Source organism: Magnetospirillum aberrantis SpK (genome assembly GCF_011022235.1).
In the GTDB taxonomy this organism is placed as follows: Bacteria; Pseudomonadota; Alphaproteobacteria; order Rhodospirillales; family Magnetospirillaceae; genus Magnetospirillum; species Magnetospirillum aberrantis.
Genome location: NZ_JAAIYP010000037.1, coordinates 163,972 through 177,126 on the forward strand (window position 1 = coordinate 163,972; position 13,155 = coordinate 177,126).

At 65.7% G+C, this 13,155-nt stretch carries 15 protein-coding genes; 9 read left to right on the plus strand and 6 right to left on the minus strand.

The window, feature by feature from the left end:
- Nucleotides 1-14: 14 nt before the first annotated feature.
- Nucleotides 15-296 carry a hypothetical protein gene (locus tag G4223_RS10600; RefSeq protein WP_163679002.1) on the minus strand — a complete coding sequence of 94 codons (282 nt, stop codon included), beginning with the start codon at nucleotides 294-296 and terminating at the stop codon, nucleotides 15-17.
- A gap of 333 nt (nucleotides 297-629) precedes the next feature.
- Between G4223_RS10600 and G4223_RS10605 the strand changes: the two genes are divergently transcribed.
- From G4223_RS10605 to dxs, 5 genes are all read left to right on the plus strand, one after another.
- On the plus strand, nucleotides 630-1,361 hold the full coding sequence (locus G4223_RS10605; RefSeq protein ID WP_241004060.1) for a cell envelope integrity EipB family protein: 732 nt from the start codon (nucleotides 630-632) through the stop codon (nucleotides 1,359-1,361).
- An 82-nt stretch (nucleotides 1,362-1,443) separates the two neighbouring features.
- Nucleotides 1,444-2,472, plus strand: a complete 1,029-nt coding sequence (locus G4223_RS10610; protein ID WP_163679007.1) for a hypothetical protein — start codon at nucleotides 1,444-1,446, stop codon at nucleotides 2,470-2,472.
- Between the two features lie 104 nt (nucleotides 2,473-2,576).
- Nucleotides 2,577-2,822: an exodeoxyribonuclease VII small subunit gene (locus G4223_RS10615; protein WP_163679010.1), complete on the plus strand. Its 246-nt coding sequence runs from the start codon at nucleotides 2,577-2,579 to the stop codon at nucleotides 2,820-2,822.
- Between the two features lie 16 nt (nucleotides 2,823-2,838).
- Nucleotides 2,839-3,738, plus strand: coding sequence for a polyprenyl synthetase family protein (locus G4223_RS10620; RefSeq protein ID WP_338086868.1), 900 nt, complete (start codon nucleotides 2,839-2,841; stop codon nucleotides 3,736-3,738).
- A gap of 12 nt (nucleotides 3,739-3,750) precedes the next feature.
- The gene (gene dxs / locus G4223_RS10625; protein WP_163679015.1) at nucleotides 3,751-5,682 is read left to right on the plus strand and encodes a 1-deoxy-D-xylulose-5-phosphate synthase; all 1,932 of its coding nucleotides are present in this window, start codon (nucleotides 3,751-3,753) and stop codon (nucleotides 5,680-5,682) included.
- A gap of 151 nt (nucleotides 5,683-5,833) precedes the next feature.
- Here dxs and G4223_RS10630 read toward each other — a convergent pair whose 3' ends face one another.
- Nucleotides 5,834-6,754 carry a multidrug resistance efflux transporter family protein gene (locus tag G4223_RS10630; protein ID WP_163679018.1) on the minus strand — a complete coding sequence of 307 codons (921 nt, stop codon included), beginning with the start codon at nucleotides 6,752-6,754 and terminating at the stop codon, nucleotides 5,834-5,836.
- Nucleotides 6,755-6,989: 235 nt separating this feature from the next.
- On the opposite strand from G4223_RS10630, the gene G4223_RS10635 reads away from it, so the two are divergent.
- On the plus strand, nucleotides 6,990-7,301 hold the full coding sequence (locus G4223_RS10635) for an ArsR/SmtB family transcription factor (RefSeq protein ID WP_163679021.1): 312 nt from the start codon (nucleotides 6,990-6,992) through the stop codon (nucleotides 7,299-7,301).
- Here the strand turns inward: G4223_RS10635 and G4223_RS10640 are convergent.
- Nucleotides 7,298-8,311, minus strand: coding sequence for an MBL fold metallo-hydrolase (locus G4223_RS10640; protein WP_338086869.1), 1,014 nt, complete (start codon nucleotides 8,309-8,311; stop codon nucleotides 7,298-7,300). The two genes, G4223_RS10635 and G4223_RS10640, sit on opposite strands and share 4 nt — an antisense overlap.
- Nucleotides 8,312-8,420: 109 nt before the next feature.
- Here G4223_RS10640 and G4223_RS10645 point away from each other — a divergent pair, with 109 nt between their 5' ends.
- Nucleotides 8,421-9,326 (plus strand): ROK family protein, encoded by a 906-nt coding sequence (locus G4223_RS10645; RefSeq protein WP_241004061.1) that lies wholly within the window; start codon nucleotides 8,421-8,423, stop codon nucleotides 9,324-9,326.
- A 39-nt stretch (nucleotides 9,327-9,365) separates the two neighbouring features.
- Here the strand turns inward: G4223_RS10645 and G4223_RS10650 are convergent, their stop codons facing one another.
- Nucleotides 9,366-10,298, minus strand: a complete 933-nt coding sequence (locus G4223_RS10650) for a histone deacetylase family protein (protein WP_163679024.1) — start codon at nucleotides 10,296-10,298, stop codon at nucleotides 9,366-9,368.
- 98 nt (nucleotides 10,299-10,396) lie between these two features.
- Between G4223_RS10650 and G4223_RS10655 the strand changes: the two genes are divergently transcribed.
- Together G4223_RS10655 and G4223_RS10660 are read left to right on the plus strand one after the other, a co-directional pair.
- On the plus strand, nucleotides 10,397-11,140 hold the full coding sequence (locus G4223_RS10655) for a TlyA family RNA methyltransferase (RefSeq protein WP_163679027.1): 744 nt from the start codon (nucleotides 10,397-10,399) through the stop codon (nucleotides 11,138-11,140).
- Nucleotides 11,140-11,739, plus strand: a complete 600-nt coding sequence (locus G4223_RS10660) for an SOS response-associated peptidase (RefSeq protein WP_241004062.1) — start codon at nucleotides 11,140-11,142, stop codon at nucleotides 11,737-11,739. Before G4223_RS10655 ends, G4223_RS10660 begins: the two co-directional genes overlap by 1 nt.
- On the opposite strand, the gene G4223_RS10665 is transcribed toward G4223_RS10660, so the two are convergent.
- Together G4223_RS10665 and G4223_RS10670 are read right to left on the minus strand one after the other, a co-directional pair.
- On the minus strand, nucleotides 11,740-11,997 hold the full coding sequence (locus G4223_RS10665) for a hypothetical protein (protein ID WP_163679033.1): 258 nt from the start codon (nucleotides 11,995-11,997) through the stop codon (nucleotides 11,740-11,742).
- Nucleotides 11,998-12,277: 280 nt separating this feature from the next.
- Nucleotides 12,278-13,153 carry a universal stress protein gene (locus G4223_RS10670; protein WP_163679034.1) on the minus strand — a complete coding sequence of 292 codons (876 nt, stop codon included), beginning with the start codon at nucleotides 13,151-13,153 and terminating at the stop codon, nucleotides 12,278-12,280.
- Nucleotides 13,154-13,155: the final 2 nt, after the last annotated feature.

The following is a 13,155-nucleotide window of genomic DNA, read 5'->3' on the forward strand; positions in this document are numbered from 1 at the left end:
GCCGTCGGTGCGTCCTATCGCCGCGACGGCACGACGGCGGCGACGGTGTCGCCCAACAGGTCGGCCAGTTCCGGTGCGTTAGAAAGTGAACACAATTGTTCGAAGTTCAACGAGCCTTCGGCGAACAATTCCCCCACCAGCGACGCCATCTGGTGGCGGGTGGGATGAGCGGGAGCGCGTGGAGGGCTGACCGAAAGCGGCGGAAAGCCGGTCGCGGCGGTGGGCAAGGCGGTTTGGGGGGCGGTGTCGGCGGACGGCGAGCTGTCTCGCCAGTCGGGAGCGAAGTCGAAAGTCACGCTGTCCCTCCTGTCGTCGTTGAATGTCCCCCAGCACTGGAAACCAAGCATGGGCCGTGCCATGTACAAGACCATGACTTCAAACGATTCTATGGTTGGCCCGCTCGGCAATTCCTGCCCGACTCGGCAAAAAATGCCGGCCGCTGGGCAGAAACGGCACGGCGGGCATGCGTATTCCTCCCGAGGTCGGATGTGGGAAGGGCTGGTGGCGCGGAACATGCAATGTATAATGCCACCAAGTTTTGTTCTGGAGGCCGTTTGATGCTTCGCTCGGTTTGGGCCGCGACCTTGGTCGCGGGATGTGTCGGCGCGGGGGCCGCGAATGCAGGCCCGATGGATATGGCGCCGCACCGGGCGGTTTACGCCATGGGGCTGTCGTCGATCAAACCCGGAGCCGGCATCGCCGCCGCCACCGGCACCATGAGCTATGAATTCGACGATTCCTGCGATGGCTGGGTGGTGGAGAACCGCATCGCCATCAACTATGCCTACACCGAAGGCGGGCAGGTGCTGTCGACCACCGATTTCATCACCTGGGAATCCAAGGACGGTCTGCATTACAAGTTCCGCATGCGCAACACCCGCGACGGTCAGGTGACCGAGGACGTCGAGGGATCGGCCGAACTGAAGGGCAAGGGACAGGGCGGGGTGGCGCGCTTTACCCGGCCCGAACCGCTGACCGTGCCGTTGCCCAAGGGAACCATGTTCCCGACGGAACATACCTTTCGGTTGTTGGATGCCGCCAAGTCGGGCGGGCATTCGTTCTGGCGGGTGGTGTTCGACGGTTCCGGCACCGAAGGCCCTTATGAGGTCAACGCCCTGATCGGCGTGCCGAGCCGGAATCTGGGCGCGGTCGAGGTCAGTCCCTTGCTGGCCTCGGAATCCTGGCCCATGCGTCTGGCGTTCTATCCGGTATCCAGCCCCGACCCGCTGCCCAATTTCGAGATGGCGCTGGCCTATCATCCCAACGGCGTGACCCAAAGCATCGTCCAGAGCTTCAGGAACTTCAGCCTGTCCGGCAAGTTGCAGAGCGTCGAGGCGTTGCCGGTCAAACGCTGCCACTGAGGCCGCCCAGTCTTTCCTTCTTTCGCTTCCCTCGCGGTCCAGGCTGGTGAGGATGCGTCCTGCCAAGCCAAGAGGAGCATTCATGTCCGAGGCCATCGCCCAACTCGAAGCCGCCATCGCCGATTTCGAGGCCAAGCTTGCCGTCGAACCCGAGGCAGCCTTTCCCGCCCATGCCGAGGCGTTGTTGAACCTGTCCGCCGCCTTGGTCGAGGCCGAACAACCCGAAGCCGCCCTGGAGGCCGCCGAACAGGGGGTGGAACAGTACCGTCGGCTGTTCCTGGCCCAACCGGCCGATTTCGCCCTGGAACTGGCCTCGGCCCTCAACAGCCTGTCGATCCGCCTGTCCGAACTGGGCCGCGACGACGATGGCCGCACCGCTGGCGACGAAGCGTTGGTGCTGGCTCGCAAGGCGGTCGAAATCGTTCCCGATCAGGCGCGTTTCGTTCAGGTTTCGGTGCTGATGAACCAGTCTGGCCGCTCGTGGCGGGCCGGCCAGTCCCTGCGCGCCATCGAGGAAATGGGCACCGCCGTCGATGTCTTCCGCGACGGCGGCGAGGCGCTTTACTCTTTCCTGGGTACCCTGGTCGACGCCCTGCACCGCAATGCCATGGCGTTGTCCGAGGCCGGGCGCTGGGACGAGGCGGTCATGGTGCGGCGGATGACCGTCAAGGCCTTTCCCCCCGAGCATGTTCCCGCGCCGGTCGACCACCTTCTGGCGCTGACCCTGCAACAGGCGGCGTTCGCGCTCAGCCGTGACGGCCATGCCGGCGAGGCGCTGCCGCTGGTCGAGGAGGCCGCCGAGCTGGCCCGTGCCCTGGCCGAGGCCCAGCCCCAGCAATACCGTTTGTTCCTGGCGCAAAGTCTGGCCAATCTGGCCAGTCGCCAGCACGAAGCCCACGCCGACGCGGAAGCGTTGGAAACCGCGGTCGAGGCGGTGAACGTCTTCCAGGAAGTGGCCGAGGTGGACGCCGCCAGCGCCATCGTTCCGTTGGCCGCCACCTTGGAGACCTTCGCCTCGATCCTGGCGACCCTGGGCTATCAAGATCAGGCCCGCAACGTGCTGGCCCAGCGCGAGCAATTGCAGTCGGCCATGCGTCCCGTCCAGGAATAGGGGCACAAAGAAAACCGGCGGGGGTGGGTCCTGCTTGCCTTTGCGCGGGCGGGTTCGTAAACTTCCGCCCTTCGTTTTAGCCCCTGCTTAAGGAACGGGTCTCCATGGCCGAGTTGCCGCCCGAAATCGCCGCCATGAGTTTCGAAGACGCCCTGGCGGAACTGGAACGCATCGTGCGTGCGCTGGAAACCGGCGCCACCCGCTTGGATGACGCCATCAACGCCTATGAACGCGGAGCGTTGCTCAAGCGTCATTGCGAGGCCAAGCTGAAGGACGCCCAGGCCAAGGTCGAACGCATCTCGTTCGGTCCCGATGGCCAGCCGGCCGTCGAACCGGCCAACATCCAATAAGCCAAGGGGACGCGACGTGAGCGGAGATGAACCGGCGCTGGTCGGGGCGTTGAAGGAGGCGGGCGAACGGGTCAACGGCGAACTGGACCGTCTGTTGCCCCTGCCCGAAGGCCCCGAGGCGCGGGTGGTCGAGGCCATGCGTTATGCCGCCCTTGATGGCGGCAAGCGGCTCAGGCCCTTCCTGGTGCTGCAATCGGCGGCGCTGTTCAACGTTTCCGCCGCGTCGGCGTTGCGGGTCGCCTGCGCCATCGAGCTGGTGCATTGCTATTCGCTGGTGCATGACGACCTTCCGTGCATGGACGACGACGACTTGCGCCGTGGCCGTCCCACCTGCCACAAGGCGTTCGATGAGGAAACCGCGCTGTTGGCCGGTGACGCCCTGTTGACCCGCGCCTTCGAGGTGCTGGCGGCCGAGGCGACCCATGCCGACCCGGCGGTTCGCTGTCAGTTGGTCAGCGATCTCGCCCATGCTTCGGGGGCGGCGGGCATGGTCGGCGGTCAGATGATCGACCTGCGTGCCGCCGGCCTGGACATGGACGTCGCCGCCATCACCCGTCTGCAACAGATGAAGACCGGCCGCCTGATCGGTTTTTCGTGCGAGGCCGGGGCCGTGTTGGCCAAGGCGTCGCCCAACCTGCGTCTGGCGCTGCGGAACTATGCCCACGACCTGGGGCTCGCCTTCCAGATCGCCGACGACCTGTTGGACGTGGAAGGCGACACCGCCCAAGTGGGCAAGCGGGTGGGCAAGGACGCCGACGCCGGCAAGGCCACCTTCGTTTCCCTGTTGGGAGGTGAGCGCGCCCGCGCCCAGGCGCGCCTGTTGGCCGATCAGGCCTGCGCCCATCTCGATCCGTTCGGCGACAAGGCCGACCTGCTGCGCGCGACTGCCCGTTTCGTGGTCGAGCGCCGGGCCTGAGAGGATTCCTTCATGAGTACGCCATCGCTTCCGTCCGTTTCCCGCCTGCTTGACTCGGTCGACGAGCCCAAGGACATCAAGGGCTTTTCCATCGACCAACTGCGCCAACTCGCGGACGAGGTCCGTCACGAGATGATCGAGGCGGTGTCCATCACCGGCGGTCACCTGGGCGCCGGTCTGGGCGTGGTGGAATTGACGGTGGCGCTGCATCATGTGTTCGACACGCCTAAGGACAAGCTGATCTGGGACGTCGGCCACCAATGCTATCCGCATAAGATCCTGACCGGGCGCAAGGGACGTATCCGCACCCTGCGTCAGCCCGGCGGCCTGTCGGGTTTCACCAAGCGCTCGGAAAGCCGATACGACCCGTTCGGCGCCGGCCATTCCTCGACCTCGATCTCGGCCGCCCTGGGCATGGCGGTGGGGCGCGACCTCAAGGGGGGCGACTTCAACGTCGTCGCGGTGATCGGCGACGGGGCCATGAGCGCCGGCATGGTCTACGAGGCCATGAACAACGCCGGGTCCATGGATTCGCGGCTGGTGGTCATCTTGAACGACAACGACATGTCCATCGCGCCGCCGGTGGGCGCCATGAGCGCCTATCTGTCGCGGCTGTTGTCGTCGCGTCCCTATCTGTCCATCCGCAGCTTCGCCAAGGATCTGGCCCGCGCCTTGCCGCCGCCCCTGGAACGCGCCGCGCGCCGGGCCGAGGAATATGCCCGTGGCTTCGTCTCGGGCGGCGGCACGCTGTTCGAGGAATTGGGTTTTTATTACGTCGGTCCCATCGACGGCCACAATTTCGAGCATCTGTTGCCGGTGCTGAAGAACGTCCGCGATTCCGAGGATACCAAGCCGGTGCTGATCCATGTGGTGACGCAAAAGGGGCGAGGCTATCCTCCGGCCGAGGCGGCCGCCGACAAGTACCATGGCGTCGGCAAGTTCGACGTGGTCACCGGTGCCCTGGCCAAGCCCAAGGCCAACGCCCCCAGCTATACCTCGGTGTTCGCCCGCGCCCTGTTGGCCGAGGCCAAGCACGACGACCGCGTCGTCGCCATCACCGCCGCCATGCCGGCCGGTACCGGTCTGGACAAGTTCGCCGAGGCCCATCCCGAACGCTGTTTCGACGTCGGCATCGCCGAACAGCACGCGGTGACCTTTGCCGCCGGTTTGGCCTGCGAGGGGTTCAAGCCGTTTTGCGCCCTTTATTCGTCGTTTCTGCAACGCGGTTACGATCAGGTCGTGCATGACGTGGCGTTGCAAAAACTGCCGGTGCGTTTCGCCATCGACCGCGCCGGACTGGTCGGCGCCGATGGCGCCACCCATGCCGGCGCCTATGATCTGGCTTTCCTGGGCTGCATTCCCGAACTGGTGTTCATGTGCCCGGCCAACGAGGTCGAGCTGATGCATGCGGTGGCCACCGCCGTCGCCTTGGACGACCGGCCGTCGGCGTTCCGGTATCCGCGCGGCGAAGGGGTGGGGCTGGACCTGCCCGAGCGCGGCGAGGTTCTGCCCATCGGCAAGGGCCGCATCGTGCGGGAAGGCAGCCGCGTCGCCATCCTGTCCTTGGGCACCCGCTTGGCCGAGGCATGCAAGGCGGCGGAAGATTTGGCGGCGCGCGGCCTGTCCGCCACGGTCGCCGACGCCCGTTTCATGAAGCCGCTGGACGAGGAATTGATCTTGCGTCTTGCCCGCGAGCATGAAGTTCTGGTCACTGTCGAGGAGGGCTCGGTCGGTGGCTTCGGCAGCCACGTCCTGCATTTCCTGGCGCAAAACGGCGCCCTGGATCGTGGGCTCAAGGTGCGGCCGTTGGCCTTGCCCGACCGTTTCCTCGACCACGACCAGCCTTTGGCGCAATACGACCAGGCCGGGCTGAACGCCCCGCATATCGTGGCGACGGTTCTGTCCGCGCTGGGCACCGCCGGTCAGGACGCCGTCGGCGCCTGAACCTTATACCAAATCCCGGTGAGTAAAACTCACCGGGATTTGGTTAGGCCCAAGGGGCTGCGCGGCTTATGCCGCGGGAGGCAAGGGTTTCGGAGAAACCCGCCCGCCGCTGAGGGCTTCGGTGATCGGTTCCGATCACCGAGACATGGTATTATTTGCGTCCCAGGGCGAAACCGGTCAGGCCGGCGGTGACCGCCGCCAGTCCCAGCCAGCCCACAAGGCCGGGCAGGGGTTCACCCAGCAACAGCGTCTCGCCCAACAGGGCGAAACCGACCTCGCCGGCCTGGGTGGCGTCCACCGCGGCGATACGGTAGGGCTCGGCCGACAGGTTGCGGGCGTACAAAAACAGCGCGGTGGCCAGACAGCCGGCGAACAGCGCCACCACCGCCGTTGACGCGATCTGGTCCGGGGTCGGCGGCGGCGGCATGGTGGCGATCAGCAACAGGGCAAAGAACGGCAGCGCCCCCAGGGTCGGCAGCAAGACGGCGGTGGCCGGGTCGGCCAACAGCGCCGCCTCGGGGCCACCCCGATGGCGGGCGCGGTTGAGCAGTTGGTTGCCGACGGGATAGGCGACAGCCGCGATCACCACCGGCACCACGCCGTGCAGCAATTGCTCAAGGCCGATGCCGTCGCCAAGGCGCTGGCCGTTGATCAGCACGATGCCGACGAACGCCACCAACAGGAAGACGATGCCGCGCAACGGGACCCGAAGACCGAAACCGCGCAACACCAGGGGGCTCAGCAAGATGGTGATCTGCCATGTGGCGGCCACCACCCAGCCCGGCGCATGGTCGGCGGCGTAACAGCATCCGGCGTAGAACACGCCGAAGCCCACGCCACCGGTGCACAGCCAAAAGCCCAGGCGGTGGACGAAAGCCCGCACCACCACCGCCAGATAGGCCGGGCCGCGCCGAACCATCAGCCAGCCGCCCAGCAACAATGCCATGTCTCCATAACGCAGCGCAGCCGACCATTGCCATGGGCCGCCGCCCAGGCTGATGGCCCGGTTCAGGATGAAGGTGACGGAAAACAACGCCGCCGCCACCAACCCCAGGGCCAGAAGGCGGGACATGGTCGGCTGTTCTAGGACGTTGGGGGGCGGGGTGTGGGGCATGGTCCGGCTCGGTGACGTCAGGCCGACACCATAGGCAGGTGAAGTGCTCAATGCGAGGGGATAAAACACGGATCGGATGTGCATCCACCCGTCGTGGTCGAAATATGCATAACTTCAATGTTAAATATTGAAAGCTGGCTTCGGAATGGTATTGTGGTCTTTGGTATGGCCTTTAGAGGATAAGAGCGTCGCGATGGAACTGGAAAAGCTTCAGGACAGTGCTCGTCGCGCCAGTACGTTGCTCAAGGCCATGAGCAATGAGCACCGTTTGATGATCCTGTGCCAGTTGCTGCATGGTGAGAAATCCGTGGGCGAGATGGAACGCATCATTGGTCTGTCGCAATCGGCGCTCAGCCAGCATCTGGCGCGTCTGCGCCGTGACGGCCTGGTTCAGACCCGCCGTCAGGCCCAGACCATCTTCTATTCCCTGGCCGGGACCGAGGCGGCGGCGGTGATCGAGACCCTGTACGGTCTTTATTGTGCCCCCACCGCCGCTTGCGGTTAAGCTTTTCCGAACAGCCACACCCCGTCTTCGCGGCTTTCGCGGCGCCATTCGCCCCGCGCTACCAGGTGATTGGCATGCGACAGTGTCTCGCCCACGGCAAAGCCCATCTGTTGCGCGTCCAACTCGCGTCGGAACAGCACCCGTGACAGTTCCGTCGCGGTCGCCGCATTCTCGACCGTCCGCAGGCGGTCAAGGCGCTGGGCATGGTGGTCCAGCAATTCGTCGGCGCGGGTGTGCAGCCCCTTGAACGGCAGACCATGCGACGGCAGGACCAGGGTGTCGGCCGGCAGCACCTTCAGGTTTTCCAGGGATGCCAGGAAGTCGCCCAAGGGATCGTCGTCGGGCTGTTGCGGCCAGACGCCGACGATGGGGCTGATGCGCGGCAAGATCTGGTCGCCCGAGATCAGCACTCCCAATTCCTCGCACCACAGGCTGGCGTGTTCGGGGGCGTGGCCGCGCCCGACCACCACCCGCCAGGTCCGTCCGCCGATGGCAAGACGGCTGCCGTGCTTGATGGTGGAAATCGAGGTCGGCAGCGGCGACACGCGCCCGCGATAGGAACCGACGCGGGTTCGCACGCCTTCCAGCAATTCGGGGTCGAAACCGGCACGGCGGTAATGCTCGACCTGATTGGCGGCATAGTCGTCGCCGGTTTCCAGGCTCAGCATGCGGCCGAAGGTCCACTCCCCCAAGGTAGCGGTCAAGTCCACGCCTTGGTTCCGGCACAGCCAGCCGGCCAGTCCCATGTGGTCGGGATGGAAATGGGTGCAGATCAGTCGGGACAGCCGGCGTTCGGCCAGCACGGCGGTCCAGGCGGCCCGTGTGCCATCGTCGTCGACGCCGGTGTCCACCGCCACCCAGGCGTCGCCATCGGCCAAAAGCCAAAGGTTGATGTGGTCGAGCGCGAATGGCAGTGCCATGCGCAGCCAGTGGACGCCGGGGGCGACCTCGATCACGGCGGCGGAATCGGGCGGGATGGGGAAGGGATGGTCCAAGGCGGCGCGCGTCACAAGCTGTGTCCTGATGTTATGGCATGCCAGTTAACCATACTGAGGCGAAGACAGGGATAGCGCGCCGGGGTAATAGTTTTCAAGGGATCACAGCACACGCATGAGGTGCATGATGGCAGAGCGGACCAGCCTGCGCATCGGCGTCGACCTTGGCGGCAGCAAGACCGAGGTCATCGCGCTCGACCGCGAAAGCGGAAAGGAACTGGCGCGGCGGCGCGTTCCCACCGAGCGCGGTTCCTATGACGGTACCTTGCGTGTCGTCCGCGAACTGATCGAAGGGGTCGAGGGGGAACTGGGCCGTGCCGGCACGGTCGGTGTCGGTATCCCCGGCACCATCAGCCCGCGAACCGGGTTGGTCAAGAACGCCAATTCCACCTGGTTGATCGGCAAGCCGTTCGACCGCGATCTTTCGGCGGTTCTGGACCGTCCGGTGCGTCTGGCCAACGACGCCGACTGCTTCACCCTGTCGGAAGCCACCGATGGCGCCGGCGCCGGGGCGGAAAGCGTGTTCGGGGTCATCCTGGGGACCGGGGTCGGCGGTGGTCTGGCGGTACATGGCCGTTTGGTGCGCGGCCCCAACGCGGTGGCCGGCGAATGGGGCCACAATCCGTTGCCATGGCCGGGTCGGGATGAATTGCCGGGACATTACTGCTATTGCGGCAAGACCGGCTGTATCGAAACCTTTCTGGCCGGGCCGGCGCTGGAACGCGATTTTGGCGGCGGCATTCCGGCAGCCGAGGTGGTGCGTCTGGCGACCGAGGGCGACGACAAGGCCGAAGGCGTGCTGTCGCGGTACGAGGACCGGTTGGCCCGCGCCCTGGCCTCGGTCATCAACGTCTTCGACCCCTTCGTCATCGTGCTGGGCGGCGGCTTGGGCAACGTGTCGCGGCTTTACCGCAACGTGCCGAAATTGTGGGGTGAATACGTGTTCTCGGACGCGGTGGACACCAAGCTGGTGGCCCCGAAATTCGGCGATTCGTCGGGTGTGCGCGGCGCCGCCTGGCTGTGGGAGTAAAAGGAAAGGCCCCTTCCATCGGAAGGGGCCTTTCTCGTGTCACAACCCCATCAGGGCGCGAACGTGTTCCTTGACCGAAGCCACCAGGGCCGGCGGTTCGTACCCGCCCTCCAGCACCGAGACCACGCGGTTGCCGGCGCTTTCGGAAGCCACTTCCAGCAGCTTTTCCGTGGCCCAGCGGAAATCCGTGGTCTTGAGGCGCAGATGGGCCAGCGGGTCCTGGGCGTGGGCGTCGAACCCGGCCGAGATGATGATGAAGTCGGGGGCGAATTCCCGCAGCTTGTAGACCAGAAGGTCGTCGAAGGCCTGACGGAAATCGTCCGACCCGGTGCCGGCCGGCAGCGGCACGTTGACCATGCGGCCCTTGCCGCCGGTTTCATGTGCCAGCCCGGTGTTGGGATAGGCGTGTTCCTGATGGGTGGAGCCATAGAACACGTTCGGTTCGTCCCACAGGATGTGCTGGGTGCCGTTGCCGTGGTGGACGTCGAAGTCGATCACCGCCACCCGCTTGAAGCCATGGGCATCGCGGGCGTGCAACGCGCCGATGGCGGCGTTGTTGAGGAAGCAAAAGCCCATGGATGCGTCGCGTTCGGCATGGTGTCCCGGCGGGCGCACGGCGCAAAAGGCGTTGCGCGCCTGTTTGGCGGCCACCGCGTCCACCGCCGCCACCACCGCGCCGGCCGAGCGCAGCGCAGCCTCGACGGTCTTGGGCGACATCACCGTATCGGGATCGACGTAATGATGTTCCCCCGTCGCCACTTCCGTCGCCAGGAACTGCTCGATATGGTGCGGGCAATGGGCGCGCAGAATCTGTTCGTGGGTAGCCTGCGGCGCCTCCTCGCGCAGCAGGGTCATGAATTCTTCGGCTTCGAGGGCGTTCAGCACCGCCTTGAGACGATCGGCGCATTCCGGGTGATAGTCGCCTGTATCGTGTTCCAGGCAGACGGGGTGCGTGAAAAGGAGTGTGGCCATCTTGTTTCTTCGGACGTCCCTTAAAGGGTTAGTTTCGGTTATGCTGACGGATCGTAAAGGCAATTTCCATAGCCGTTTTTCGCATAGGGCCATGTCGAATGGGTGAACGCAAGCGAGTGGATCAGCTTCTGGTGGATCGCGGACTGGTTGAAAGCCGGTCGCGGGCCCAGGCCCTGGTCATGGCCGGGTTGGTGCTTTCGGACGGCAAGCGCGTCGACAAGCCGGGCCAGCAGATGACGGTCGACGCCCCCCTGGAACTCAAGGGACAGGACCATCCGTGGGTGTCGCGCGGCGGTCTCAAGCTGGTCGAGGCGCTGGACCGTTTCGCCATCGATCCCACGGGCTTTGTCGCCATCGACGTCGGCGCCAGCACAGGCGGTTTCACCGACGTCCTGCTGACCCGTGGCGCGGCCAAGGTGTTCGCGGTGGATGTCGGCCATGGGCAATTGGCGTGGAAGCTGCGCACCGACGCGCGCGTGGTGGTCATGGAACGCACCAACGCCCGCCATCTGACCGCCGAACAAATTCCCGAAGCGGTGGACATGGTGGTGTGCGACGCCAGCTTCATCGGCCTTGAGACGGTGCTGCCGGCGGCCATGGGGTTCGTGCGGCCCGGCGGTTGGCTGGCGGCATTGATCAAGCCGCAATTCGAGGTGGGAAAGGGCCGCGTCGGCAAAGGCGGCGTGGTGCGCGAACCGGAATTGCATGCCGAAGTCTGCGAGCGTATTTCCGCCTGGTTGGCGGCGCAGTCCGGCTGGTCGGTGGCGGGATTGTGCGAAAGCCCGATCACCGGCCCCGAGGGCAACAAGGAATTCCTGATCGTCGGGCGTTTCGCTCCCTGATGTGCTCGCGCTTCGAACTTCGGGGCGAACGGGATGCCGTGGCCGCGCGCTTTGGCCTGAGGGAAACGCCGCCATGGCCCAATGCCGCCGAAATCCGCCCCACCGACATGGTGCTGGCGGTGCGTGGCGGCCGGGGCAAGCTGTTCCGCTGGGGCTTGGCGGTCGACTGGGACAAGCGCCCGCTGATCAACGCCCGTGCCGAGACGCTGGACCAGCGACCGGCTTTTCGGCAGATGGCGTCGTCGTCACGGGTGCTGGTGCCCGCCACCGCCTGGTGGGAATGGAGAGCCGAGCCGGATGGTGGCCGGACCAGGATGCGTCTGGCCCGTCGCGACGGGCGATTGTTCGCCCTGGCCGGGTTGTTCGGGGGTGACCGGCTGGTGATCGTCACCTGCGCGGCAAGTCCGGCACTGGCTTCTGTGCATGATCGCATGCCGGTGGTGTTGAGCCCCGAGGCGGAAGATATGTGGGCCGACGCCAGCCTGCCGTTTACGGTGGCGGCATCGGCCCTGGCCCCCTATGACGGCGAGCTTGCGGCCGTGCCCGAACCGGCACCGGTTCCGCCCACTCCCCGACCGGCACAGGGGGAACTGTTCTGATCAGAGTTCGGGGTGCTGGGTGCGGAATTCGCTGAGCGCCCGGCCCCAACATTCGGCACAGGCCAGATGATGGTCGGCGGCCAGCTTGGCTTCCTTGGCCAGGGCGGTTTCCACCTCGTGGGTGCCGTCCGCGGTGTCGAGTGCGGTTTCCGCCCATTCGGCGGCGACGATGACCGGCACGTGCTTGTGGCAGGCGACGGCTTCCAACTGGTCGGGCGTAAGCCCGCTGAACGCGATGCAGTCAACCAGGGACAACATGGCCACCCTCCCTAATATCTGGGAATTCGGCAAGTTCCGATATGTTCTCGGACGCGTCGTCGTAAGAAGAACCATAGCATGGGTGGTTGTGCTTTTTACACCACCAATTGCATGTCGCGTTGTTTATTACACTTTAAATATGGCAGTGCACAATATTACGGGTGCAGTGCAGCGATGCCATATGGGGCCTTGCTTTGACCGTCCGTGAGGATGTCGCGGGGGGGAAACGACACGGGCGGCCGCATGGCTGACATGCGGCCGCCCGTGAATTCGCTTGGGATCAGTGGCACAGGAACAATGGAATCGGTGCGTGTCCCAGAACGTGGCGGGTGACGCCGCCCAGGATCAACTGGCGCAGACGGGAATGGGTATAGGCCCCCATGACCAGCAGGTCGGCCCCCAGTCCGGCGCATTGTTCAAGCAAAACCACGCCGGCGTTGGCGCCCGCCGGGACGACCTGGGTGGCGGCGGCGATGCCGTGCCAGGACAGGTAGGAAGCCAGTTCGGATGCCGGCGGCGGTGCCAGCGGCGCGGATTGCGAGCCGCTTTCGGTGGCGGTCAGGATGGTGACCGCTTCGGCCCGGCGCAACAGCGGCAGGGCCGCGGCCACGGCACGGCCGGCTTCGGCGCTGCCGTTCCAGGCGATGGCGACGCGGCGTCCCAAGGCGGCCGGCGGTGTCGGCGGGGTCAGCAGCAGCGGCTTGCCGCTTTCCATCAAGGCGGCATTGAGGTTGAGCAACGCCGCCGGGTCGAGCCCGTCGGCCGGTCGGCCCATGATCACTAGGTCGGCCAGACGGCCGCGCCAGGCGATGGCCTCTTCCTCGCGGCCGGTGATGTCCAGCCATGCCGCCGAAGGCCCCTCGACCGGAGTGTCGGCACGGGGAATGGCGTGGCGGGTGCAGGCGGCGTCGAACGCCGCGCGGACCTTGTCGGCGCGTTCGGCGGCCTGACGTTCGGCCATGGTCATCATTTCCTCGACCATGCCGCCCGACATGCCCTCGCCGACCAATGGAACGGCGGTGGTGGGGTCGGAGCGGACATGCAGGCCCAGTACATGGGTGCCGAAGGTGGCCGCCAGCCCGAACGCGGCGTCCAGCGACGCGTCGGCGCCCTCGCTCTCGCTCAGCGGAACCAAGGCGGTCTTGAATTCGGTCATGA